The organism is Bradyrhizobium sp. CIAT3101 (genome assembly GCF_029714945.1).
Lineage (GTDB): Bacteria > Pseudomonadota > Alphaproteobacteria > Rhizobiales > Xanthobacteraceae > Bradyrhizobium.
The window spans coordinates 1,658,449-1,683,387 of the sequence record NZ_CP121634.1 but is presented as its reverse complement, the minus strand read 5'-3'; the positions used below and the strand labels follow the sequence as shown (position 1 = coordinate 1,683,387).

Annotated in this window: 19 protein-coding genes, 1 tRNA gene and 1 pseudogene; 17 read left to right on the top strand and 4 right to left on the bottom strand. The window is 63.3% G+C overall.

Going from position 1 to position 24,939, the window contains the following annotated elements:
- Positions 1–147: 147 nt before the first annotated feature.
- Positions 148–2,244 (bottom strand): 3-hydroxyacyl-CoA dehydrogenase NAD-binding domain-containing protein, encoded by a 2,097-nt coding sequence (locus tag QA645_RS07805; protein ID WP_254195360.1) that lies wholly within the window; start codon positions 2,242–2,244, stop codon positions 148–150.
- Positions 2,245–2,373: 129 nt separating this feature from the next.
- On the opposite strand from QA645_RS07805, the gene QA645_RS07800 reads away from it, so the two are divergent.
- The 9 genes from QA645_RS07800 to QA645_RS07760 all read left to right on the top strand — a co-directional run bounded on the left by QA645_RS07800 (position 2,374) and on the right by QA645_RS07760 (position 12,285).
- Entirely contained in the window at positions 2,374–3,240 is an 867-nt protein-coding gene (locus QA645_RS07800) for an IclR family transcriptional regulator (protein ID WP_254134083.1), read from the top strand.
- Between the two features lie 66 nt (positions 3,241–3,306).
- Entirely contained in the window at positions 3,307–4,104 is a 798-nt protein-coding gene (locus QA645_RS07795) for an ABC transporter ATP-binding protein (protein ID WP_254134084.1), read from the top strand.
- A complete protein-coding gene (locus QA645_RS07790; protein ID WP_212298422.1) occupies positions 4,101–4,814 on the top strand; it encodes an ABC transporter ATP-binding protein in 714 nt (237 codons plus the stop codon). The genes QA645_RS07795 and QA645_RS07790 overlap by 4 nt, the downstream gene beginning before the upstream one ends.
- Before the next feature lie 12 nt (positions 4,815–4,826).
- Entirely contained in the window at positions 4,827–5,705 is an 879-nt protein-coding gene (locus QA645_RS07785) for a branched-chain amino acid ABC transporter permease (protein WP_254134085.1), read from the top strand.
- A 2-nt stretch (positions 5,706–5,707) separates the two neighbouring features.
- Positions 5,708–6,727 carry a branched-chain amino acid ABC transporter permease gene (locus tag QA645_RS07780; protein ID WP_254134086.1) on the top strand — a complete coding sequence of 340 codons (1,020 nt, stop codon included), beginning with the start codon at positions 5,708–5,710 and terminating at the stop codon, positions 6,725–6,727.
- A 39-nt stretch (positions 6,728–6,766) separates the two neighbouring features.
- The gene (locus tag QA645_RS07775; protein WP_254134087.1) at positions 6,767–7,996 is read left to right on the top strand and encodes an ABC transporter substrate-binding protein; all 1,230 of its coding nucleotides are present in this window, start codon (positions 6,767–6,769) and stop codon (positions 7,994–7,996) included.
- Positions 7,997–8,115: 119 nt separating this feature from the next.
- Entirely contained in the window at positions 8,116–9,339 is a 1,224-nt protein-coding gene (locus QA645_RS07770; RefSeq protein ID WP_283053132.1) for an ABC transporter substrate-binding protein, read from the top strand.
- Between the two features lie 228 nt (positions 9,340–9,567).
- Positions 9,568–10,797 carry an ABC transporter substrate-binding protein gene (locus QA645_RS07765; RefSeq protein ID WP_283049362.1) on the top strand — a complete coding sequence of 410 codons (1,230 nt, stop codon included), beginning with the start codon at positions 9,568–9,570 and terminating at the stop codon, positions 10,795–10,797.
- 204 nt (positions 10,798–11,001) lie between these two features.
- A complete protein-coding gene (locus tag QA645_RS07760; protein ID WP_283049360.1) occupies positions 11,002–12,285 on the top strand; it encodes a glycerate kinase in 1,284 nt (427 codons plus the stop codon).
- Between the two features lie 198 nt (positions 12,286–12,483).
- Here QA645_RS07760 and QA645_RS07755 read toward each other — a convergent pair whose 3' ends face one another.
- Positions 12,484–13,005, bottom strand: coding sequence for a MarR family transcriptional regulator (locus tag QA645_RS07755; RefSeq protein WP_283049358.1), 522 nt, complete (start codon positions 13,003–13,005; stop codon positions 12,484–12,486).
- Positions 13,006–13,182: 177 nt separating this feature from the next.
- On the opposite strand from QA645_RS07755, the gene QA645_RS07750 reads away from it, so the two are divergent.
- From QA645_RS07750 to QA645_RS07740, 3 genes are read left to right on the top strand one after another with little or no spacing between them, the layout of a single operon-like run.
- Positions 13,183–14,223 (top strand): branched-chain amino acid ABC transporter permease, encoded by a 1,041-nt coding sequence (locus tag QA645_RS07750; RefSeq protein ID WP_254134091.1) that lies wholly within the window; start codon positions 13,183–13,185, stop codon positions 14,221–14,223.
- Positions 14,224–14,230: 7 nt separating this feature from the next.
- Positions 14,231–16,000: a branched-chain amino acid ABC transporter ATP-binding protein/permease gene (locus QA645_RS07745; protein ID WP_283049355.1), complete on the top strand. Its 1,770-nt coding sequence runs from the start codon at positions 14,231–14,233 to the stop codon at positions 15,998–16,000.
- Positions 15,997–16,728, top strand: coding sequence for an ABC transporter ATP-binding protein (locus tag QA645_RS07740; protein WP_283049354.1), 732 nt, complete (start codon positions 15,997–15,999; stop codon positions 16,726–16,728). The genes QA645_RS07745 and QA645_RS07740 overlap by 4 nt, the downstream gene beginning before the upstream one ends.
- Before the next feature lie 51 nt (positions 16,729–16,779).
- On the opposite strand, the gene QA645_RS07735 is transcribed toward QA645_RS07740, so the two are convergent.
- The gene (locus QA645_RS07735; protein WP_283049352.1) at positions 16,780–17,322 is read right to left on the bottom strand and encodes a disulfide bond formation protein B; all 543 of its coding nucleotides are present in this window, start codon (positions 17,320–17,322) and stop codon (positions 16,780–16,782) included.
- 220 nt (positions 17,323–17,542) lie between these two features.
- Between QA645_RS07735 and QA645_RS07730 the strand changes: the two genes are divergently transcribed.
- Positions 17,543–17,627 (top strand) — tRNA-Leu (locus QA645_RS07730).
- Between the two features lie 766 nt (positions 17,628–18,393).
- On the opposite strand, the gene QA645_RS07725 is transcribed toward QA645_RS07730, so the two are convergent.
- A complete protein-coding gene (locus QA645_RS07725) occupies positions 18,394–19,989 on the bottom strand; it encodes a PAS domain-containing protein (RefSeq protein ID WP_283049350.1) in 1,596 nt (531 codons plus the stop codon).
- A gap of 150 nt (positions 19,990–20,139) precedes the next feature.
- Between QA645_RS07725 and QA645_RS07720 the strand changes: the two genes are divergently transcribed.
- The 4 genes and pseudogenes from QA645_RS07720 to QA645_RS07705 all read left to right on the top strand — a co-directional run bounded on the left by QA645_RS07720 (position 20,140) and on the right by QA645_RS07705 (position 24,891).
- On the top strand, positions 20,140–20,640 hold the full coding sequence (locus tag QA645_RS07720; RefSeq protein ID WP_283049348.1) for a PAS domain-containing protein: 501 nt from the start codon (positions 20,140–20,142) through the stop codon (positions 20,638–20,640).
- 62 nt (positions 20,641–20,702) lie between these two features.
- A pseudogene (locus QA645_RS07715) lies at positions 20,703–21,809 on the top strand (IS5 family transposase).
- The gene (locus QA645_RS07710; protein ID WP_283049346.1) at positions 21,806–22,120 is read left to right on the top strand and encodes a hypothetical protein; all 315 of its coding nucleotides are present in this window, start codon (positions 21,806–21,808) and stop codon (positions 22,118–22,120) included. The pseudogene QA645_RS07715 and the gene QA645_RS07710 overlap by 4 nt, the downstream one beginning before the upstream one ends.
- Positions 22,051–24,891 (top strand): PAS domain S-box protein, encoded by a 2,841-nt coding sequence (locus QA645_RS07705; RefSeq protein WP_283049344.1) that lies wholly within the window; start codon positions 22,051–22,053, stop codon positions 24,889–24,891. The genes QA645_RS07710 and QA645_RS07705 overlap by 70 nt, the downstream gene beginning before the upstream one ends.
- Positions 24,892–24,939 lie beyond the last annotated feature (48 nt).

Sequence of the window (24,939 nt, the reverse complement as noted above, 5' to 3'; positions counted from 1 at the left end):
CCCTTGCGGGGAAGGGTTGGGGAAGGGGGTGGCCACAAACTCGGACCTCGCCCGGGGCTACCCCCCTCCCTGACACTCCCCCGCAAGGGGGGAGGGAACGGAGAGAGTGTTGCCCGGAGCCAGACATTGCGGCGACCACCAACCTGATCAAGCCGCCTTCGACGCGGCCGCCAGCGAGGCGAACGTCTTGCCTTCGGCCGCGAGCTTCTTCAGCAGGGGCGCGGGCTCGAGGCTCGGGTCGTTGGTCTCCTTGGCGTAGAAGGCGAGACGGTCGGCGATGTGCTTGAGGCCGACGGTGTCGGCCCAGAACATCGGGCCGCCGCGATAGATCGGCCAGCCGTAGCCATAGAGCCAGACCACGTCGATGTCGGACGGACGCGCCGCGATGCCCTCTTCGAGGATCTTCGCGCCCTCGTTGATCATCGGGTACATCATGCGCTCGAGGATCTCGTCGTCGCTGACGACGCGCTTCTTGCGTCCGAGACGCAGCAGCGTCTCGTCGATCAGCTTCTCGACCTCCGGATCGGGAAGCGCCGACCGCGAGCCCGCCTCGTACTTGTAGTAGCCCTTGCCGGTCTTCTGGCCGAAGCGGCCGGCTTCGCACAGCGCGTCCGCGATCTCCGACTTGATGCCGCGATCCTTGCGCGAGCGCCAGCCGATGTCGAGGCCGGCGAGATCGCCCATCGCGAACGGGCCCATCGGCATGCCGAACTTGGTGACGACGGCGTCGACCTGCTGCGGCAGCGCGCCTTCGAACAACAGCTTCTCGGACTGCTTGCCGCGCTGGGCCAGCATGCGGTTGCCGACGAAGCCGTCGCAGACGCCGACCACGGCCGGCACCTTGGCGATCTTGCGCGCAATGCTCACCGCGGTGACCAGCGCGTCCGGCGCGGTCTTGTCGGCGCGCACGATCTCGCACAGCTTCATGACGTTGGCCGGCGAGAAGAAGTGCATGCCCAGCACGTCCTGCGGACGCTTGGTCGCCTTCGCGATCTCGTCGATGTTCAGGTACGAGGTGTTGGAGGCGAGCACGGCGCCTTGCTTGACGTATTGGTCGAGCTTGCCGAACACTTCCTGCTTCACGGCCATGGTCTCGAACACGGCTTCGATCACCAGATCAGCATCGCCGACGTTCTCGATGCCGACCACGCCGTTGATCAGCGCCATGCGCTTGGCGGGCGCGTCCGCCGGGATGCCGCCGCGTGCGGCGGTCGCTTCCCAGTTCTTCTGCATGATGCCGAGGCCGCGCTTCAGCTGCTCCTCACCGGTCTCGATCAGAGTGACGGGAACGCCGGCATTGGCAAAGGACATCGCGATGCCGCCACCCATCGTGCCCGCACCGAGAATGGCAACACGGTTAACCGGACGCGACTTGGTGCCTTCAGGGACGCCTGCGATTTTGGCGGCTTCACGCTCGGCAAAGAACGCATAACGCTGCGCCTTGGACTGGTCGCTGGCGACGAGCTTGAGGAAGCCCTCGCGCTCCTTCTTCAGACCTTCGTCGAACGGCAGGTCGATCGCCGCACCGACGGCGTCGGCCGCCGCGAACGGCGCTTCCAGGCCGCGCGACTTCTTGGTCATGGCGGCAACCGCATTGGTGAAGATCGAGCGGTCGGCCTTGGCGGCGGCGATCTTGGAATCGTCGTCGCGGAGGCGACGCAGCGGGCGCTTCTCGGCCAGCAGCTTGCGCACGAAGGCTTCGCCGCCGGAGGCCGGGCCTTCGACGATCTCCTCGATCAGGCCGTTCTTCAGCGCTTCGGCGGCGCCGATGGGATCGCCACCGACGATCATCTTGACCGCGAGCTCGGGGCCGACCGCGCGCGGCAGGCGCTGGGTGCCGCCGGCGCCCGGCAGCAGGCCGAGCTTCACCTCGGGCAGGCCGAGCTTGGCCTCTTTGACAGCTACGCGGAAATGACAGGCCAGCGCGACCTCGAGGCCGCCGCCGAGCGCGGTGCCGTGGATCGCCGCCACGATCGGCTTCGGCGAATTCTCCATCTCGGCCAGCACTTCGTTGAGGCCGGGCGGCTTCGGCGGCTTGCCGAATTCAGTAATGTCGGCGCCGGCAATGAAGGTGCGCCCCGCGCAGGTCAGCACGATGCCCTTGATCGCGGGATCGGCGATGGCGGCCTTGATGCACTCCAGGATACCACCGCGGACTGCGGCACTCAGCGCATTGACCGGAGGGCTATTCACCGTGACGATCCCGACTTCGTCATGACGCTCAAGCTTGACCACTTCGCTCACGGTTTCCCTCCTTGGTGGGGATTTACTTTTGTTCGATTTCGCGGTGCGGAATTTAATTCCGCATCTTGACGGCAGGGTTATTTTGAAGCACGTGGCTTGTCAACGACTCCGCGCAAGAGCAGATCAGGGATGAAGCGTACAGGAAAGAAGACAGCGACCGATCGGAATTTCGTCGTCGCGCTTTCCCGCGGGCTTGACGTATTGCGAGCATTCCAACCCAGTGACGGACTTCTCGGCAATCAGGAGATTGCCTCCCGCACCAACCTGCCGAAGCCGACGGTTTCGCGGCTCACTTATACGCTGACGAAGCTCGGCTATCTGACACCGGTTCCCCGTTTCGAGAAGTATCAGCTGGCGCCCGCCGCCATGGCGCTCGGTTACGCTGCGCTCGCCAATCTCGGCGTTCGGCATTTGTCCGAGCCGTTCCGCGAGGAAATGATGCGCGCCACCGGCGGCGCCGTCGCCATCGGCGGCCGCGACCGTCACAGCATGATCTATTTCGGGCAAAGCCGTGGCAGCGAGACGGTCGGCGTTCAACTCGACGTCGGCTCCCGCGTGCCGATCGCAACCAGCGCGATGGGCCGCGCCTACTTCTGGGCACTCGACGAAGATGGGCGCGCTGAAGTGACGCGCATCCTGCGCGAACATTACGGCAGCCGCTGGCCCAAGATGCGCGACGGACTGGAACGCTCGGGCGAGACGGTTGCGAAATACGGTTTCGCGATGTCCGTCGGCGACTGGCATGACGACATCGGCGCCGCCGGCGTCGCACTCAGGCTCAACGACGGAACCGGTCCTTACGCATTCAATTGCGGCGCACCGGCATTCCGCTTCACGGAAGAACGCTTGATCAACGACATTGGACCGCGACTGCTGGCGATGGTAAGGAACATCGAAGCGGCACTTGGGGGTCTGATGCCGCAATCCAAAAAAGAAATCAGCAAAAAGCTGAAATCAGGAGGAAAAGTTGCGCGTGTGGCCGAGGGGTTCAGATAGCCTTTGTCATCATCGGGAGCGGTTCGCATCGCCCTGTCGCCCACTGAATAGTGTGGGCGAGACGACATGACGCAGGCACAGCTCGCGCAGGGGACATCGCCCCTGCTCGCCGTTCGCGACGTCAGCGTCGTGTTCGGCGGCATCGTCGCGCTCAACGGTGTGTCCTTTGACATGCACAAGGGCCAGATCCTCGGATTGATCGGCCCCAACGGCGCCGGCAAGACCACGCTCTTCAACTGCCTCTCCCGCCTCTACCAGCCGTCGTCCGGCGACATCCTGATGGAAGGCGCGAGCATCCTGACGCGGCCGCCGCACCGGATCGCCGAGATCGGCATCGGCCGCACCTTCCAGAACGTCGCGCTGTTTCCGAACCTCTCGGTGATGGACAATGTCCGCGTCGGCACGCATGCGCGCACGTCGAGCGACATCATCAGCGACTCGCTGCGGCTGGCCTGGATTCGCCGCAGCGAAACCAGCGTGAACAAGAAGGTGCACGAGATCCTCGCTTATCTCGACCTCGAGGACGTCGCCCACACCGTCGTCTCCGGCCTGCCCTTCGGCACGCAGAAGCGCGTCGAACTGGCGCGGGCGCTCGCGGCCGATCCGAAGATCCTGCTGCTCGACGAACCCGCAGGCGGCCTGAACCACGAAGAAGTCTACGTGCTCGGCGACCTCATCCGCAAAATCCGGGATGAGCGCCACATGACGGTGCTGCTGGTCGAGCACCACATGGGCCTCGTGATGTCGATCGCCGACCACGTGGTCGCGCTGAATTTCGGCAAGAAGCTCGCGGAAGGCACGCCCGCGCAGGTGCAGGCAGACCCCGACGTCATCAAGGCCTATCTCGGGAGCAAGGACCAATGACGACGCTGCTCAACGTCAAGGACCTGCGCGCCTATTACGGCCAGGTCCAGGCGCTCCACGGCCTCTCCTTCTCGCTCAACGAGGGTTCGCTGACGACGCTGCTCGGCGCCAACGGCGCCGGCAAGACCACGACGCTGCGCGCGATCTGCAACATGGTGCGCTCCACCGGCGGCATCGAGTTCGACGGCAAGCCGCTGAACAACAAATCGACCGAAAGCATCGTGCGGTTCGGCATCGCCCATGTGCCGCAGGGCCGCGGCACCTTCACCACCATGACGGTGGAGGAGAACCTCCAGCTCGGTGCCATCACCCGCAAGGACAATGCCGGCATCGTCTCCGACATCGAGCGCATGTATGCGCATTTCCCGGTGCTGAAGCAGCGGCATACCCAGCAGGCCGGCACGCTCTCCGGCGGCGAGCAGCAGATGCTCGCGGTCGCGCGCGCGCTGATGCTGCGACCGCGGCTGATGCTGCTCGACGAGCCGTCCTTCGGCCTTGCGCCGCTCGTCGTGCGCGACCTGTTCGGCATCCTCGGCAAGATCAACCGCGAGGACAAGGTGTCGATCCTGGTGGTCGAGCAGAACGCCCAGCTCGCGCTCGAGCTCGCCGACCAGGCCTATGTGATCGAGACCGGCCGTATCGTGATGTCGGGCAATGCCAAGGACATCGCGAACAACGAAGAAATCCGCAAATCCTATCTGGGTTACTGAGGAGCCGGCACAATGGAACTGTTTACCAACCAGGTCCTGGCCGGGATCGCCACGGGCGCCATCTACGCCTGCATGGCGCTCGCGGTGGTCATGATCTACCAGGCGATCGACCATCTCAACTTCGCGCAAGGCGAGATGGCGATGTTCTCGACCTTCATCTCCTGGCAGCTGATGCAGTGGGGGTTATCCTATTGGGTCGCCTTCCTGATCACGCTGGCGTTCTCGTTCGTCGCCGGCATCGCGATCGAGCGCATCCTGTTCAAGCCGCTTGCGAAGGCACCGGTGTTGACCAACGTCGCGGGCTTCATCGCGCTGTTTGCGATCATCAACTCGTCGGCCGGCCTGATCTGGGACTTCACCATCAAGCAATATCCGACGCCGTTCGGCTCCGCGCCGTTCCTCGGCAGCCAGCTGATCTCGACCCACCAGGCCGGCATGATCGGCGTCACCGTGCTGCTGCTGCTCGGCCTCTATTTCTTCTTCCAGTACACCCGCATCGGTCTTGCGATGCGCGCGGCCGCCTCCGTGCCTGAATCGGCCCGCCTGGTCGGCATCAACACGAGCTGGATGATTGCGCTGGGCTGGGGCATGGCGACGGCGATCGGCGCGATCGCCGGCATGCTGATCGCGCCGGTGGTATTCCTCGAGCCCAACATGATGGGCGGCGTGCTGATCTACGGCTTCGCCGCAGCCGTGCTCGGCGGTCTCACCAGCCCGTTCGGCGCCGTGGTCGGCGGCTTCCTGGTCGGCATCTTCGAGAACCTTGCCGGCACCTACATCCCCGGCGTCGGCAACGAGCTGAAACTCCCGATCGCGCTCGCGCTGATCATCTCCGTCCTGGTCGTCAAACCCGCTGGTCTGTTCGGCCGGCACATCGTCAAGCGAGTTTGATCATGAGCGCAGCAGAAGAAGTCGTCGCCGAAGGCCACGAAGCGGTCGAAGCCGTTCCGAAGCGGGCCATGACGCTGGGCACGGGCACCTCGGTGGTGGTGCTGTTGCTTCTCATCGCCGTCCCCTTGTTCGCGAAGAACTTCGTAATCTTCCAGCTGACCCAGCTGCTGTATCTGGGCCTCGCCGTGCTGGCGCTGAACATCCTGACCGGCGGAAGCGGCCAGTTCTCGCTCGGCCAGAGCGCGTTCTACGCCATCGGTGCCTACGTCACCGCCGTCATGATGGAGCAGTTCAACGTCCCCTACTTCCTCTGCCTGCCGGTCGCGGCCGTGCTCTGCTTCGGCGCGGGCTTCCTGTTCGGCCAGCCGGCGCTGCGGCTCTCCGGCGTCTATCTTGCGCTTGCGACCTTCGCGCTCGCCACCGCGATGCCGCAGCTGCTGAAGCTGAACTTCCTTGAGCACTGGACCGGCGGCGTGCAGGGCCTCGTCGTCACCAAGCCCGACGCGCCGTTCGGCCTGCCGATGTCGCAGGACATGTGGCTGTATTATTTCACGCTCGTCGTCGTGCTCGCGATCTACATCTTCGCGGTCAATCTGCTGCGCTCGCGCTCGGGCCGCGCCTTCATGGCGATCCGCGACAACGAGATCGCGGCCTCCGCCATGGGCGTCAACGTCGCGCTGTACAAGACGCTGGCCTTCGGCGTCTCCGCCGCCATCACCGGCGTCGCCGGCGGCCTGAGCGCCATCGCGGTGCAGTTCGTCGCGCCCGACAGCTTCACCATCACGCTGGCGATCCAGCTGTTCCTCGGCATGGTCGTCGGCGGCGTCGGCTGGCTGCCCGGCTCGATCGTCGGCGCCGCCTTCATCATCTTCGTGCCGAACATCGCCGAGGGCATCTCCAAGGGCCTCTCGGGCGCCGTGTTCGGCGTGCTGCTGTTCCTCGTAATCTACCTGGTGCCGCATGGCGCAAGGCAAGTCGCAATCCTGGGCCAGCAACTCGCCGGGCGGCTCAGAAAAAACTGAAACTTCGACAAGACTGTTTGTTTAACCAAGGAGACCCAATTGCTTTTCGGAAGAACACTGCGAACCGCAGCGCTCGCGACTGCGGTCGCAACCCTCGCCTCCAGCGCAGCCCTCGCCCAGAAGAAATACGACACCGGCGCGTCCGATACCGAGATCAAGATCGGCAACATCATGCCGTACAGCGGTCCGGCCTCGGCCTATGGCATCATCGGCAAGACCGAAGAAGCCTATTTCAAGATGATCAACGACAAGGGCGGCATCAACGGCCGCAAGATCGTCTACGTCACCTATGACGATGGCTACTCGCCGCCGAAAGCAGTCGAACAGGTCCGCAAGCTGGTCGAGAGCGACGAAGTGCTCGCCGTGTTCAACCCGCTCGGCACGCCCTCGAACACCGCGATCCAGAAATACCTCAACGCCAAGAAGATCCCGCAGCTGTTCGTCGCCACCGGCGCGACCAAGTGGAACGATCCGAAGAACTTCCCCTGGACCATGGGCTGGCAGCCCTCCTACCAGAGCGAAGCGCAGATCTACGCGAAGTGGCTGATGAAGGAGAAGCCCGACGCCAAGGTCGCGATCCTTTATCAGAACGACGATTTCGGCAAAGACTACCTCAAGGGCACCAAGGACGGTTTTGGCGCCAAGGCGTCGTCCACGATCATCCTGGAAGAGAGCTATGAGGTCTCCGAGCCGTCGATCGACGGCCACATCGTCAAGATCAAGGCCGCCAATCCGGACGTGCTGCTGATCTACACGACGCCGAAGTTCGGCGCCCAGACCATCAAGAAAACCGCCGAGCTCGGCTGGAAGCCGCTGCAGATCATCACCAACGTGTCGGCCTCGGTCGGCAGCGTGATGAAGCCGGCCGGCTTCGAGGCCGCGCAGGGCGTGCTGTCGGCGGCCTATGCCAAGGACGGCGCCGACCCGCGCTGGAACGACGATGCCGAGATGAAGAAGTGGGTCGAGTTCCTCGACAAGTACATGCCCGGCGCCGACAAGACCGACTCCAGCGTCGTCTACGGCTACGGCGCCGCGCAGACGCTGGTCAAGGCGCTGGAACAGTGCGGCGACGATCTCACCCGCGCCAACCTGATGAAGCAGGCGGCGAGCCTCAAGGATTTCACGCCGGACACCCTGCTGCCCGGCGTCAAGATCAACACCGGACCGAACGACTTCGCCCCGATCAGCCAGCTGCAGATGCAGCGGTTCAAGGGCGAGAAGTGGGAACCGTTCGGCGATATCCTGAGCGGCGACATCGCTCCCGAGTGACACGCTGACGCTGGAGTCCAAGGTCGAAAAGCCCCCGCGAGCAATCGCGGGGGCTTTTTGTTGACGTCGTGCATCAATCTTGTTCAATGCGGCGCCGATCCAGGTGAGGTGGGAGAATGATGTCTGCCGTTCGATTTCAGGTTGTGGTGATTTCGGCCGCATTTGCATTGTGCACTGCGATGAATCCCGCACTGGCACAGAAGTCCTACGACAGCGGCGCTTCCGATACCGAGATCAAGATCGGCAACATCATGCCCTATAGCGGCCCGGCCTCGGCCTACGCCGTGATCGGCAAGGCCGAGGAAGCCTATTTCAACAAGGTCAACAGCGAGGGCGGCATCAACGGCCGCAAGATCAAGTTCATCTCGTATGACGATGCTTATTCGCCGCCGAAGACGGTGGAACAGGCGCGCAAGCTGGTCGAAAGCGACAACGTGCTCTTGATCTTCGGCTCGCTCGGCACCTCGACCAACGGCGCGATCCGCAAATACATGAACGAGAAGAAGGTGCCGCAATTGTTCGTGGCGAGCGGCGCCTCGAAGTGGAACGATCCGAAGAACTTCCCGTGGACCATGGGCTGGCAGCCGAGCTACGCCAGCGAAGCCAGGATCTACGCCAAGTACATCATGAAGGAGAAGCCGGACGGAAAGATCGGCGTGCTCTACCAGAACGACGATTTCGGCAAGGACTATCTGAAGGGGCTGAAGGACGGGCTCGGCGCCAAGGCCGCGATGATCGTGATGGAGGAGCCGTACGACACGTCGGAGCCGGCGATCGACGAGCACGTCGTGAAGCTGAAGGCCGCCGGCGCGGACGTCTTCATCAGTATCACCACGCCGAAATTCGCGGCGCAGGCGATCAAGAAGGCGGCCGAGATCAACTGGCACCCGATGCACATCATCTCCAACGTCTCGGCATCGGTCGGCGGCGTGATCGAGCCGGCAGGCTTCGAGATCTCGCAAGGCATCCTGTCGGCGAGCTACACCAAGGACGGCTCCGACCCGCAATGGAACGCCGACGAGGGCATGAAGCGATTTTATAACTTCGTCGCGCAGTTCAATCCGAAGGCCAACAAGCTCGATGCCGGCGTGGTGTTCGGCTATGCCGCCGCCCAGACCATGGTGAAGGTGCTGCAGATGTGCGGCGACAATCTCACCCGCGACAACATCATGAAGCAGGCGGCAAGCATGAAGGATTTCGAGCCGGACACGCTGCTGCCCGGCATCAAGATCAACACCGCGCCCGATAATTTCGCGCCGATCGAGCAGCTCCAGATGATGCGGTTCAAGGGCAAGACCTGGGAATTGTTCGGCGAAATCATCTCGAGTGATCTCGGTCACTGATCGCAACTCAGAATAGTCAGATTTTCTGAAGGCAACTCAAGACGGTTTCACCTTCTCGCAGTTGCACAGGCGGTTCTGACTACTAAAGACGCAGCCCCTGCGGCGTTGTCGCGGGGGCTTTCTGTTGAAGGCCCAGGGCAAATCGTATTGAATTGCGGCTGCGTCCGCCAAAAACAATCAAGGCAAGAAAAGGAGCGCACACACACCAAGAAAAATAGGGAGATTGGAATGCCCGCTGTCACCGGCAAGCTTGCGGCCGCGTCACTGGCGCTCGCGCTCATTGCAGCCGCGACCTCCACCGCATCGGCCCAGAAGAAATACGATACCGGCGCGACCGATACCGAGATCAAGATCGGCAACATCATGCCCTACAGCGGACCGGCCTCCGCCTACGGCATCATCGGGCGGACCGAAGCCGCCTATTTCAAGAAGATCAACGACGAAGGCGGCATCAACGGCCGCAAGATCAACTACGTCTCCTATGACGACGCCTACTCGCCGCCGAAGACGGTGGAGCAGGCGCGCAAGCTGGTCGAGAGCGACGAGGTGCTGTTCATCTTCAACTCGCTCGGCACGCCGTCGAACTCGGCGATCCACAAATACATGAACACGAAGAAAGTGCCGCAGCTGTTCGTCGCCACCGGCGCCACCAAGTGGAACGATCCGCAGAACTTCCCGTGGACGATGGGCTGGCAGCCCAATTACCAGAGCGAAACGCAGATCTATGCCAAGTGGCTTCTGAAGAACAAGCCCGACGCCAAGATCGCGGTGCTTTACCAGAACGATGATTACGGCAAGGACTATCTCAAGGGCCTGAAGGACGGACTTGGCGCCAAGGCCGCTTCGATGATCCTCATGGAGGAGAGCTATGAGACCTCCGAGCCGACCATCGACAGCCACATCGTCAAGCTGCGGTCAACGGGCGCCGACGTCTTCATGAACATCACGACGCCGAAATTCGCCGCTCAGGCGATCAAGAAGGTCGCCGAGATCGGCTGGAAGCCGCTGCACTTCCTCAACAACGTCTCGGCCTCCGTCGGCAGCGTGATGAAGCCCGCCGGATACGAGAACGGCCAGGACATCATCTCGGCCGACTATCTCAAGGACGTGTCGGATCCGGAATGGAACAACGATCCCGGCATGAAGGAATTTCTGGCCTTCATGGGCAAGTACTTCCCCGAGGGCGACAAGCTCGACAAGGGCACTATCGTCGGCTTCGCGGTGGCGCAGACGCTGGTCCAGGTTCTGAAGCAGTGCGGCGATGATCTCACGCGCGAGAACATCATGAAGCAGGCGGCGAGCCTGAAGGACTTCCGCACCGAGGCGCTGCTGCCGGGCATCAAGATCAACACCGGGCCGAACGACTTTGCGCCGATCAGCCAGCTCCAGCTCGAGAAGTTCAAGGGCGAGAAATGGGAACTGTTCGGCGACGTCATCAGCGCCGACGCCGGCGGCTGACCCGTCGTCCCCTGTGACGATATCAGGCCCCCTGCGAGATGATCGCAGGGGGTTTTTGCTGTGCGCCGATTATGATCACGCGATTGCACAATCGAATGATGGTAAAGCCTGCTTACCCTTTGGCGCCCGATGCGCTAGGCAGGGGCATGGCGACGTTCTCGCCACAGCTCTAGTCTGCTCACGAGTTTGCTGAAGGCCCTCGTCATGACCGACCGACGCCCCCTGCTCCGCGCGCTCTACGATGCCGCTGTTGCCGCCGCCCATCCCAACACGATCCTGGCGCCGCATCTGCGCCCCGCACCCAAGGGGCGCGTGATCTGCCTCGCCGCCGGCAAGGGCGCGGCCGCGATGGCCGCGGCTGCCGAGCGGCATTATCTCGACACGCTCAAGCTCGCGCCGGAGCGGCTCGTCGGCATCGCCACCACGCGCCATGGCTATGGCGTGCCGACGCGTCGCATCCGCGTCGTCGAGGCCGGCCATCCCGTCCCGGACGAGGCCGGCCTCAAGGGCGCCGCCGACACGCTCGCGCTCGCGGGCGAGGCCGGCCCTGACGATCTGCTGCTGGTGCTGCTCACCGGCGGCGGCTCGGCGAACTGGATCGCGCCGGTTGACGGCATCAGTTTTGCCCAGAAGCAGGCGGTCAACAAGGCGCTGCTGCGCTCGGGCGCGCCGATCGGCGAGATGAATATCGTGCGCAAACATCTCTCGCGCATCAAGGGCGGGCGACTGGCGCGCGCGGGCCGGAACGCCGCCGAGATTGTGACGCTCGCGATCTCCGACGTGCCGCATGATGATCCGTCCGCGATCGCCTCCGGCCCGACCGTACCCGATCCGACCACGCTGGCGGATGCGCGCGCGATCGTCGCGAAGTACAAGCTCACCATCGACGATGCCGTGCGCCGCGCGCTCGACGATCCCGCCAATGAAAGTGCCAAGCCCGGCGATGCCGCCTTTGCGCGCGCGCATTTCGAGCTGATCGCGCGTCCCAAGCAATCGCTCGACGCCGCGGTGAAGCGCGCGAAAGACGCCGGCTATGAGACCATCGATCTCGGCGCCGATCTCGAGGGCGAGGCACGCGACGTCGCGGCCGATCACGCCAGGCTGGCGCTTGCCGCCCGCGCGCAAGGCAAGCGCGTCGCGATCCTCTCCGGCGGCGAGCTCACGGTGACCGTGCGCGGCCAGGGGCGCGGCGGCCCCAACCAGGAATATGCGCTGGCGCTGGCTTCGCTGTTGAAAGACACACCCGACATCTCGGCACTCGCTGGTGACACCGACGGCGCCGACGGCGGCGCCGGCCACCCCACCGATCCCGCCGGCGCGCTGATCGATGCAGCGACGTTTGCGAAGATGAAGGCGCTGGCGCTTCAGCCGCAGGCGTATCTGGACAACAATGATGCGACGACGTTCTTCGAGGCGACTGGGGATTTGTTGCAGCCCGGCCCCACGCTGACCAACGTGAACGACATCCGCGTGATTTTGGTGGATTGAGGTCGCGCTTACCCTCCCCTGGAGGGGGAGGGTCGGCTCGCAATCGAGCACAGCGAGATGCGAGACGGGGTGGGGTGACGGTCTCTCCGCATCCAACAGCGCCCGAGTGGAGAGATCACCCCACCCCGCTCGCGCTTCGCGCGATCGACCCACGAGCGAGCTATGCTCGTCTCGGACCCCTCCAGGGGAGGGTAAGAGTCAAAACTCGTTCGCGATCTTCGACAGCATCCCGAGCAGGGCTTCGCGGTTGGCCTGCCCCAGCAGCTCGTTGAGCCGCGACTCGTGCTTGGTGGCGACGAGCTTCTTGGCGCGCGTCAGGACCGCCTTGCCCTTGTCGGTCAAAACCAGGATGTGCGAGCGGCGGTCGTTGGTGGAGCGGATCCGCGCGCAGAGGTCGCGGCTCTCGAGATTATCGAGCATGGCGACGAAATTCGGCCGGAGAATGCCGAGGGTGGAGGCGATCTCGGTCTGGTTACGGCCCGGGTTCTTCTCCACCAGCAGCAGCACCGAGAACTGCGCCGGCGTCAGCTGGAGCGAGGCCATGCAGCGCAAAAAGTTCTCGAATACCTTGAGCTGGGCGCGCTTGAGCACGTAGCCGAGCTGCTCCGAGAGCTCGCCGAGCTGGAGGGCTTCGGGCAGGCCTTCGGCGGCATCCTTGCGGCCCTTGGTCGCGTCGGGCGCCTTTTCGGCAGACTTTTCAGCGGATTTCGAAACGGTCATCGCCTCATGCTCGCAATCCCGCTAAATTCGGGACGGGTCGTTCGCCGCCCTTGAGATTATATTTGATAATTGTTATGGACCATATCAAATATCGTCAGCGTATTTCAATGGCTGTGAACGGACCATCCACCGCAACCACGGAGGCCGGTCCGGATCGTTAAGGGGGAGCGTCCGGTCTTGAACACCACCATCATGCTGTTCCTGCTGCAGGACGGCATTACCAATGGCGCGATCTATGCGCTGCTCGGCCTGGCGCTGGTGCTGGTGTTCGCCGTCACCCGCGTCATCCTCATCCCCCAGGGCGAATTCGTCACCTATGGCGCGCTGACCTATGCCTCGCTGGCCTCGGGCCAGATGCCGGGCACGGCCAAGCTTGCCTTGGCCCTGGGCATCGGCGCCTGCGCCTTCGACCTGTTCGTAGCCCGCAAGGCACTGCATGGCCGGCTGATCGTCCGCAGCGTCCTCGCCAACGTCGTGCTGCCGGCGATCGTGCTGGCGCTGACGATCACCTTCGCCGCCCAGAAGCCGCCGGTCGCGGTCTGCATCGCGCTGTCGCTGGTGATCGTGGCCATGATCGGCCTTTATCTCTACCGCATCGCGTTCCAGCCGCTGGCCCACACCTCGGTGCTGGTGCTGCTGATCGCCTCGGTCGGCGTGCATCTGGCGCTTCAGGGGCTCGGCCTGCTGTTCTTCGGCGCCGAGGGCCAGCGCGGACCGGCCGTGCTCTCCGGTGCCTTCACCGCGGGCTCGCTGCGCTTCACCGGCCAGAGCCTCACGGTCTACGGCATCACCATCGCCTTCATCGTCGGTCTCTGGCTGTTCTTCGGGCTGACGCTTTACGGCAAGGCGTTGCGTGCCACCGCCGTCAACCGGCTGGGCGCCCGGCTCGCCGGCATCCGCACCACGCTGTCGGGGCAGATCGCCTTCCTGCTGGCCTCCGTCATCGGCGCGCTGTCGGGCATCATGATCGTCCCGATCACGACGCTCTACTACGACTCGGGCTTCCTGATCGGCCTGAAGGGCTTCGTCGCCGCGATCATCGGCGGCCTCGTCAGCTATCCCCTCACGGCGGTCGCGGCTCTGTTCGTCGGCATCGTCGAGGCGTTCTCGTCCTTCTATGCCTCCAACTACAAGGAGGTGATCGTGTTCATGCTCCTGATCCCCGTGCTGCTGTTGCGCTCGCTCGCAGCACCTGCCGTCGAAGAAGAGAAGGACTGAGGCTGAGATGCAGAGCCGGCTTCCCATCCTCATCTTCGCACTCGTGATGGCAGCGATCCCGTTCATCCCGGGCATGCCGCCGTTCTGGATCGTGCTGCTCGACAATATCGGCCTTGCCGCGCTGGTCGCGATGGGCCTCGTGCTGCTCACAGGCGTCGGCGGCCTCACCTCGTTCGGACAGGCCGCCTTCGTCGGCTTCGGCGCCTACACCACCGCGCTGCTGACGACGGCTTACGGCCTGTCGCCCTGGCTGACCCTGCCGCTATCGCTCGTGGTCAGCGGATCGCTCGCGGTGCTGCTCGGCCTGGTCACGGTCCGCCTCTCCGGCCATTACCTGCCGCTCGGCACGCTGGCCTGGGGGCTCGGCCTGTTCTACCTCTTCAGCAAGCTCGAATTCCTCGGGCGCAACGACGGCATCTCGGCGATCCCGCCGCTGTCGATCGGCTCGTTCAGGATGCTCGATCCCGGCTCGATCTACTTTGCGATCTGGGTCGCGGTCATCCTCTCCGCCGTGCTCACGATGAACCTGCTGGACTCCCGCACCGGCCGCGCCATCCGCGCGCTGCGGCGCGGCCATGTCGCGGCCGAAGCGTTCGGCGTGCACACGCCGCGCGCCAAGCTCCTGGTGTTCATCCACGCCGCCGTGCTCGCCGGCCTCTCCGGCTGGCTCTACGCCCATCTCCAGCGCGCGGTGAACCCGACGCCGTTCGGCGCGCAGGCCGGCATCGAATATCTCTTCATCGCGGTGGTCGGCGGCGCCGGTTACGTCTGGGGCGGCGTGCTGGGGGCTGCGATCGTCGTGATCCTGAAAGAGGCGCTGCAGAGCTACCTGCCGATGATCCTGCCCGGCTCCGGCCAGGTCGAGACCATCGTGTTCGGCATCATGCTGGTGGCGCTGCTGCAGCTCGCGCCCGGCGGCGTCTGGCCCTGGCTGATGTCGTTCCTGCCCGAGCGCACCGGCGGCAGGAAGCCGGACACCTCGCTGAAGCTCGAGGCGCGCTCCCGCGCACCCGGCCAGTCCGGCGTGCTGCTCCAGGTCGAGAAGGCGCGCAAGCAGTTCGGCGGCGTGGTCGCGGTCAACAACGTCTCCTTCGACGTCCAAGCCCGCGAGATCGTCGCGCTGATCGGTCCCAACGGCGCCGGCAAGAGCACCACCTTCAACCTGATCACCGGCGTGCTGTCGGTAACGTCCGGCTCGATCTCGGTGCTCGGCAAGAAAGTGGATCGCGCGCCGCCGCAGGAGATCGTCAAGCTCGGCATCTCCCGCACCTTCCAGCACGTCAAGCTGGTCCCCGACATGACCGTGCTGGAAAATGTCGCGATCGGCGCGCATCTGCGCGGCCATTCCGGGCCGCTCGCCTCGATGCTGCGTCTCGACCGCGCCGATGAAGCAAAACTGCTCGCGGAAGCCGCCCGCCAGATCGAGCGCGTCGGCCTTGCCGACCAGATGCACCAGCTCGCCGGATCGCTCTCGCTCGGCCAGCAGCGCATCGTCGAGATCGCCCGCGCGCTCTGTGTCGATCCGATGCTGCTGCTGCTCGACGAGCCCGCGGCCGGCCTGCGCCACATGGAGAAGCAGCAGCTCGCGAAGTTGCTGCGCGATCTGCGCGACGGCGGCATGAGCGTGCTGCTGGTCGAGCACGACATGGGCTTTGTGATGAATCTCGCCGATCGCATCGTGGTGCTGGATTTCGGCACCAAGATCGCGGAAGGCACGCCCGCCACGATCAAGACCAATCCCGAAGTGATCAAGGCCTATCTCGGAGTGGCGGCATGAGCGCGCTGTTGTCCGTCACCGATGCACATGTCGCCTATGGCAAGGTCGAGGCCGTGCGCTCGGTTGGGCTCGAAGTCGGCGAGAACCAGATCGTCACCATCGTCGGCGCCAACGGCGCCGGCAAGACCACGCTGCTGTCGGCCATCATGGGCATCCTGCCGTTGAAGGGCCGCGTCGCCTTTGCCGGCCAGGACCTTGCCCGGCTCGACATCGACGATCGCGTCGCGATGGGGCTCGGCCTGGTCCCTGAGCACCGCGAATTGTTCGTGACCATGAATGTCGAGGACAATCTCGAACTCGGCGCTTTCCGCATCGAGCGCAGCAAGGCGAAGGCCTCGATGGAGCAGGTCTACGCGCTGTTTCCGCGGCTGAAGGAGCGGCGCAAGCAGTTCGCCGGCACGCTCTCCGGCGGCGAGCAGCAGATGCTCGCCATGGGCCGCGCGCTGATGGGCGCGCCGAAACTCCTGATGCTGGACGAGCCGAGCCTCGGCCTCGCGCCGATCATCGTCGCCGACATTTTCCGCATCATCACCGAGCTGCGCGCCAGCGGCGTGTCCGTGCTGCTGGTCGAGCAGAACGCACAGGCCGCGCTGAAGATCGCCGACCAGGCCTATGTGATGGAGCTCGGCGAGTTCGTCCTCAGCGGCAAGGCCAGCGACATCGCGGCGAACGAGCGGGTAGCGGCCAGCTATCTCGGCTTCCAGCACGAAGGCGAGAGCGCAATCTAGGTTGTTATCTGAGCATGATCTGTTCGGAAAACCGCCGCACGCTTTTCCGGATCATGCTCGCTTCGCCGTCCGCACAAAGCCCCAGGCGGCAATCGCGGCCATCAACAGCGAGATCAGCACGTTGTAGCCGGCGAGCGAGAGGCCGAGGAAGCGCCATTGCACCTCGTCGCAGCGCACCACCTTGACGGTGTCGAGCCGCGACAGCAGATCGCCGGCGCTGCCGAGATTGACGACCGGGCCGCTGCAATCGGTCGGGCCCTTCCAGAACCCCCATTCGACGCCCGAGTGATAGGTGCCGAGGCCGGCATTGGCGAGCGCCGCCAGCGCGAGGATTGCGAGCCCGGCCAGCAGCAGCGGCCGCGGCGCGCAGCTCCGCGCCGCAACGGCCGTGAGCGCACCGACCGGGATCAGAAGGTAATAGGCGTAGCGCTGCTCGAGGCAGAGCGGACAGGGCAGGATCTCGAGGACGAGCTGGAAGAACCAGGCGCCCGCAATCGTCGCCGCGGCGATCAGGGTGACGGCCAGCGAGCCGGTCAGCGCAGGCGCGCTCGCGGCCGGTCGAAATGCGGGCATTGCGGCACTCTGGGTCGTCACGGCGGCCTCTTTCGGATGGGGCGTGGCGCTAGATTCTCATTTTGACGCGCTTTCCTGAGGCGAACCGGTATCCACTTCGCTCGAAAACGCTACTAGCCTCTAACCCCGGCCCAGGCCCCTGTCGAGAACGCCCGGGATCACTTTGGCGCGGGTTGACCCCGGTTTCTCCATGGCTATAGTCCGCCGGCTTCGTGAGGCTCCTTCCGGGACCCGACCGAGGGCCCCTGTGGCGGAACTGGTAGACGCGCTCGACTCAAAATCGAGTTCCGCAAGGAGTGCTGGTTCGATTCCGGCCAGGGGCACCAAGACGAAAACATCAACAATAACAATAGCTTACAATGATGGTTCGATTCCAGATTTTCGGGAGAATTCTCAACGGCCATTGAAAACACGCGTAAAAATTCGCTCCAGCCGTGCGTGTTGTCGGTATTTTTGTCGGTAGTTGGGAGAACAATCGTTCGCGGCGAATTTCGCTATTCCGAACGAATTGAGCAGATGACGCGTAAGAACGATGGCGAGTGCGCTAACCCCCAAGCAGCGACGGCAGGTTCGATTTCGGAGTCTCTGAACCGCGGTATTCGCGCTCGGTGTGATCTACCTAGGCGGCTTTCAGCTTGCTGTTCGCCGGGTCGCGAACCCAGCGGCGCGTATGGAAAGCCCACTTCGCAAGCTGCCACCGCGTAGGAGTAATGCTGCAACGGTCCCACCGCCCGCCGGCAGCGGGACGTTGCCTGTTGTTCGATCTGGCGAGATCACTTCCCCGCCATCTTGGCGGCGAGCGGCTTACGCGGGTGAGTTGTAGCGAAGCGTGGCGGAGAGAGTGGGACTTCCTTCCCCATAGCGCCGTACGCGCGAAAACCGCCGAAAAACAAGGATTTCTAGAAAGCTCGGTCGGAATTGGTGACCACCGCTGTGTACCACTGGCTTTGCCCATTCGGGTGTCAATCTCAGTCGAATTCGAGGGGCTCGGAGGAGCGGGGATCCGGCTCGGGCGAGCAGCACACCGTCACGTTCGAGCTCGGCGCCCCCCGCTTGCAGCAGGATCCCGTTGGCGGAGCGGTAGATCCCGGTTCATAAGCGACGTTGCGGTGCGGCGGTCTCGCCCATGGCCAGCTTCCTGCTTCCCTGCTCGATTTTGCCGCCAAGCTCGGAAGCTACACTTCGCTCGGTAAGTATCGTGCCGAAACCTTTAGCCTGCGGCTTTGCTTCAATGACAGGGCCCCCGGCTTCATCCCATTCAAGATGAAAATCATCCTGGTCGGCGTCCCACGTGACATGAATCGACCCGTTCGGCTGGGAGAGCGCGCCGTACTTCACGGCGTTAGTCGCAGTCTCGTGCAGCGCAAGGGCGAGGCCAGTCACCGACTTGGCCCCGACCGGAACGTCCGGCCCGCGCAGGACAATGCGGCCATGCGAGCCATCTTCATAGGGCTGCAGGACGGTGCGCACCAGCGCGTCCACTGTCGTGCGCTCACTTTCGTGCTCCGTACCCATGATTCCCGGTCGGACGAGATCCTTCGCTCGCAACAGCGCGTCCATGCGGCCACGAAGTGCTCGAGCCATCTCCTGAGGGGTGCGCGAAGATCGAGCGCTCAAACTGATCAAGGAGTGAAAATTCGCGAAAATGTTCTTCACTCGGTGATCGGCTTCGCGTGCAAGGAGCCGTTGTCGCTCCTGCGCGTTTTTCTGGCTGGTCACATCCACCACCACGCCGACGAAGCGATCGGGTTTGCCGTCCTTGTCATAAAGGCACTCGCCGCGGGCCTCGACCCAGCGGATGTCTCCACCCTTCTTCACCCGGTATTCCTGGACGTACCGTTCCCGGGTAGTCACGGCGCGATCGACTGCTCGGGCGATCCGGTCAACGTCCTCCGGATAGATCCCGGCAAGATACTCTGCCAGCGGGGCGCCCTTCTCGCCCTTGTCGGGATCGACCGAGAACATTTCCGCAAAGCGGGCGTCGGAATAGAAGGTGTCAGACTGTACGTGCCAATCGAAGGTACCCACCATCCCAGAGGCACTGAGGGCCAAGGTTAGTCGTTCTTGCGCCCGGGCCAGCTCGGCTTGTGCGACAACCCGTTCCGTCGTCTCGCTCACGATGCACAGGACGCCGTCGATTTCACCCGTGTCGCTTCGGACCGGAGAGTAGGAGATGTCGAAATAGACATTCTCCGGATAGCCATGTCGCTCGATGTAGAAGGGACGATCCTTGGCGGATACAGTCTCGCCCGTCTCCAGGACGCGCCGAAGGAGGGGCTCCAAATCATCCCATAGTTCAGACCAGCTCTCCCGAGCCGGTCGTCCAAGCGCCTTTGGGTGCTTCTCGCCTATGGTGAGGGCATACGCGTCGTTATACAGGGCCACGAACTCCGCGCCCCAGAACAGCACGATCTGTGCCTGGGCGGGCAGCATGAGGGTGACAGCCGCCTTCAGGTGCGGAGGCCAACCGGCGATCGGGCCGAGGCTCGTCGTGGACCAGTCAAGCGAGCGCATAAGGTCGGCCAATTCGCCCCCTCCGGGGGGAAAGGTGCCTTTACTCTGGGAATGACCGGGACCGGTTTGCATTACTTGACGGAAACTGATTTTCCCCAGCCATGCAAGTCGCGAAAGCATAAAGCGTCCATTGAGCAGCCGCAGTTCAGCATTGGCGGGCTCGATAGGAACCAACGCAGATCCTTGTCGTTAGACGAGGTTGTTCTCCGGGGCACAAGCTGAAGATATCCGAGAGCCGCTTTCTGCCCAAGGCGGCCGCCAGGGGGGGTCGAATGATGTCTAGTGGAGCAGATAGGCCAGTTTCCGCAGTCAAACGGAAATCCTATGTCCACGCGGCGGATGAGCCAGGACCGGTGGCGCTTTCGGCGATCTTGGCCGGGTCCCACGACGCGATCTGGTGTTGCGCGCACCGACGGCATCATCACGCAGTGGAATCCAGCGGCAGAACGCCTGTTGGGGTTCGAGAGTTCGGAAATCGCCGGTCGTTCTCTACTTGACCTGGTCACGCAAGCGGAGCGCTCAGCGGCCGAGAACATGATCAATCGCGTGAGCGTCGGCGAATCCTTTGGCCCGTTCGAAACCGTCAGGGTGGGCAAGGATGGCCGAGCCCTCCCCGTGGAGATTACGGTCGCTCCGCTGCGCGATGAGAATGGTTCGATCGTGGGCGGAGCATCGTTTTGCCGGGACATAAGTGAACGCAAGAGCGTCTCGGAATCTCTATCGCGGACGATCCGGGAGCTCGAAACACTCTTTCACCTGTCCGAGCGATTTCAGGCCGCGAAATCCGCCGAAGAGGTGTACGAGGCGGCGCTAGCAGGCTGTTGAAGAAGTCTCTGGCGGGATGGAATTGGACGTGATTCTCTCGATGATTGAATCGGGAGGCCAGGATGCGGGGATCGGACGAGCGGTCTGGATCGCTGTTCAGTTACGTGGACCTTGAAGCGCGGGTTCGCCGGGATCATCCCCTACGGATGATCCGGGAGATTGTGAACGCCGCGCTGGACGATCTATCGAAGGCATTTGCAGGGCTTTACACGGACTTTGGCCGGCCCTCGATTGCGCCGGAGAGGCTGCTTCGGGCGATGTTGTTGCAGGCTTTCTACGGCATCCGCTCGGAACGACAATTGATGGAGCGGCTGGAGTTCGACCTGTTATTCCGCTGGTTTGTCGGTCTGGGCGTGGACGATCAGGTGTGGGATCACTCGACCTTCTCCAAGAATCGCGACCGGCTGTTAGAGGGTGAGATCGCCGTTAAGTTCCTTTCGGCGGTAATGGCTCAGCCGAAAGTGAAGCGGCTATTGTCGAGCGATCACTTCTCGGTGGACGGCACGGTGATCGAGGCGTGGGCTTCGATCAAGAGCTTCCGCAGAAAGGATGGAGACGACAACGACCGTGAGGGTCCGGGACGCAACGCTGAGCGCAGCTTCCACAAGGAGAAGCGTTCAAACGAGACGCACTAAAGCACGACCGACCCGGAGGCTCGGCTGTACAAGAAGGGCGACGGTCAGCCGGCCAAGCTCTGCTACATGGGGCATGCTCTGATGGAGAACCGCCATGGCCTGGCGGTGGGCGGCATCGTCAGCCAGGCGACCGGCACTGCCGAACGAGAGACGGCGCTGGCGTTGATTGATAGTCGCCATCGTAGCGGCCGGCGGATCACGCTCGGCGCGGACAAGGCCTATGACGTTACGCAGTTCGTGCACGACTTGAGAGAACGATCGGTGACGCCGCATATCGCGATCGACGGACACCTCAGCAAGACCGGAATCCCGCGCAAGACGGCGGTCGACGCCCGCACCACCCGCCACGCCGGCTACGAGGTCAGCCAACGCTGCCGCAAGCGGATTGAGGAGGTGTTCGGGTGGATCAAGAGCTCCGCCGGTCTGGCCAAGGTAAAGCTGCGGGGGCGCGAGCGCGTGGACGCCGTCTTTACGTTGGCGCTTGCGGCCTACAATCTGATCCGCCTGCCCAAGCTGCTGGCGGTGCAGCTATGAGCGTACGGGGCAAATGGCGTGTCGTGGAAACGCCCGATCACGACATGGCTGGGTCGGGCTCTTACCTTCTGTTCACAAACGAAGGCGGCGAGTTCGCCCTGGATTGCCTCACGGGGGCAATACATGGCCGTTGCGAAGGCGATGCCGTCGAGTTCACATGGGACGGCAGCGACGAGATGGAGCCCGCAAGAGGCCGTGGCTGGGCAGAACAGCTCGCCGATGGCTCGCTTGAAGGTGAGATATGCCTCGACGGCGGCGACGACATTCCCTTTATCGCCCGCCGATTGGCTACTTCTTCAACAGCCTGCTAGAGGCGATTACCGTAGCGCTTGAATGCGAGCGCGCATCGATTCTTCTGTTCGATTCGACTTCCGTCATGCGCTTCGTCGCATGGAAGGGCATCAGTGAGGAATACCGCAAAGCCGTGGACGGCCACTCGCCGTGGACGCCAGAGACGACCGTCGCGGTACCGATCTTTGTCACCGACATTCGGGATACGAACGAACCTGATGCCTTGAAGAAGGTGATCGAGGCAGAAGGAATTCGTGGCCTTGCCTTCATTCCGCTCCTCGCCAACGGACACGTCTTCGGCAAGTTCATGACCTATTATCGTTGCCCGCACCAATTCAGCGAGCGCGAGACCCGACTAGCGAGCACGATTGCACGCCAGCTTAGCTTGGCAGTCGACAGGATAATGACCGAAGCGCAACTGAAGGAGTCCGAGATGCGCTTCCGGCTCATGTCGGAGCACGCTCCGGTCATGATCTGGATAAGCGATTCCGCGGGCAATTGCCTCCACCTCAATCGGCTGCTGCGTAGCTTCTGGGGCGTGGAGGAAGCAGCGATTTCCGACTTCAACTGGTCGTCGACGATACATCCCGACGACGCCGCGGCCGTCGGCGAACAGGTCGGGGCCGCAATCGCGAGACGGACTCCAGTCGAGCTGAAAGGGCGATACCGCAGCGCTTCGGGAACATACCGGGTGCTGGAAACCGTAGCCCATCCGCGTCTTGGGCCTTCAGGTGAATTCCTTGGGATGATCGGCGTTAATGTCGATATCACGCAGAGAGAGGAAGCAGAGGCCGAACGTCGCCGTGCCGACGAGGCACTGCAGGCGATGAACATAGCCTTGCGGGAGAACGAGGAACGGCTGCGCCTGGCTACGGCCAACGCGGACGTTGGCTTCTGGGACGTTGACGAGGTCAATCAAGTCCTGCACTGGCCGCCGTTGGTCAAGGCAATGTTCGGCATCTCGCCGGACGTAGCCGTGTCAATGCTGGACTTCTACTCGGGCCTTCATCCCGAGGACCGGGAGTTCGTCAGCGCAGCTTACGCAGCCGCGGCAGATCCCGACAAGCGAGCCCTCTATGACGTCGAGTATCGAACCGTCGGCAAGGAAGACGGTCGTGTTCGCTGGGTCGCTGCGAAAGGGCGAGGTGTGTTCGATGCCCGGGACCGCTGCGTCCGGGTGACCGGCACCGCCATCGACATCACTACCCGTAAGGCGGACGAAGCAAAGCTAAAAGAGCTGAACGAGACGTTGGAGCGCCGCATCTCGGAAGTTTTGGAGGAAAGGAAGGTTTTGGCGGACATCGTCGAAGGGACGGACGCCTTCGTCCAGGTCGTCGACCTCGATTTCCGCTGGCTTGCCATCAACAAGGCCGCCGCGGACGAATTCGAGAAGATTTTCGGGGTTCGTCCGCAGACCGGCCAGCGCATGCTCGATCTTTTGGAGCACTTGCCCGCCGAGCGCGAAGCCGTTCGCGCGGTCTGGGCCCGCGCGTTGTCCGGTGAGGAATTCACGGACATCCGCGAGTTCGGCGACCGCGGTCGCGAACGCCGCCACTACGAAATGAAGTACAACACCCTCCGGAACGGTAAAGGGGATCGGATCGGCGCCTATCAGTTCGTCTACGATGTCACCGAGCGCATCCGGGAGCAGGAGCGGCTGGCAAAGGCGGAGGAGCAACTCCGTCAGGGACAGGAGATGGAAGCGATGGGCCAGCTTACCGGTGGCGTCGCCCACGACTTCAACAATTTGTTGACGCCGATCGTTGGCGCCCTAGATGCCTTGCAGCGCAGAGGCGTAGGCGGGGATCGCGAGCAGCGATTGATAACCGGAGCGATGCAGTCCGCGGATAGGGCCAAGACGCTTGTGCAGCGGCTGCTCGCATTCGCGCGGCGGCAACCGCTCCAAGCCCGAGCGACCCAGGTGGGCGACCTCATTCGCGGGATGGGCGACCTGATCGCGAGTACGTCCGGTCCGCAGGTCAAGGTTTCGGTCGAGATCGAGCAGGACTTGCCAACCGCAAAGGTCGATGAAAATCAGCTCGAAATGGCTCTTCTCAATCTCGCAGTCAATGCGCGTGACGCCATGCCCGATGGCGGTTCGTTGCGCATCACTGCGGACACCCAAGACATCGACTTGGGACACCGCGCGAACTTGAAGCCCGGGCGTTACGTCAGGCTGTCGGTGGCGGACAGCGGCATCGGCATGGACGAGTCTGTGAAGGCCCGGGCCATCGAGGCATTCTTCTCAACTAAGGGCATCGGAAAAGGTACGGGCCTCGCTCTATCGATGGCTCACGGCCTGGCATTGCAGCTAGGCGGCGCTCTGACCATTCAAAGCCGCCCAGGGATTGGTACGAATATTGAAATCTGGCTCCCTTCGACCGACGAGCCTGTAGGGTCGGAGAATCAGCAAGCGGCCTCTGCGCAAACCGGAGGGACTTTTGGCATTGCACTTCTCGTCGATGACGAGCCCCTGGTGCGCGCAGCGGCCGCGGACATGCTCACAGATCTCGGATACGCGGTTCTTGAAGCCGGCTCGGCGGAAGAGGCAATCCGGCTGATCGGCGGCGGCGTCAAGCCCCAGCTGCTTATCACCGATCATCTCATGACAGGAATGAACGGCACAGATCTGGCCCGGTTGGTTCGTTCCGAACTGCCTGGGACGAAGGTGCTATTGATGTCGGGCTACGCCGAAAGCGAGGGCGTTGCGCCGGATCTTCCGCGGATGGTCAAGCCCTTCAGCAGCAACGAGCTCGCTGCCAAACTAGCCAGCCTATCGAGCAGCGGATGAGGCGTCCCTTTCGCCGACGAGAGCACGTGCGTTTCTCTCCGAGGGAGG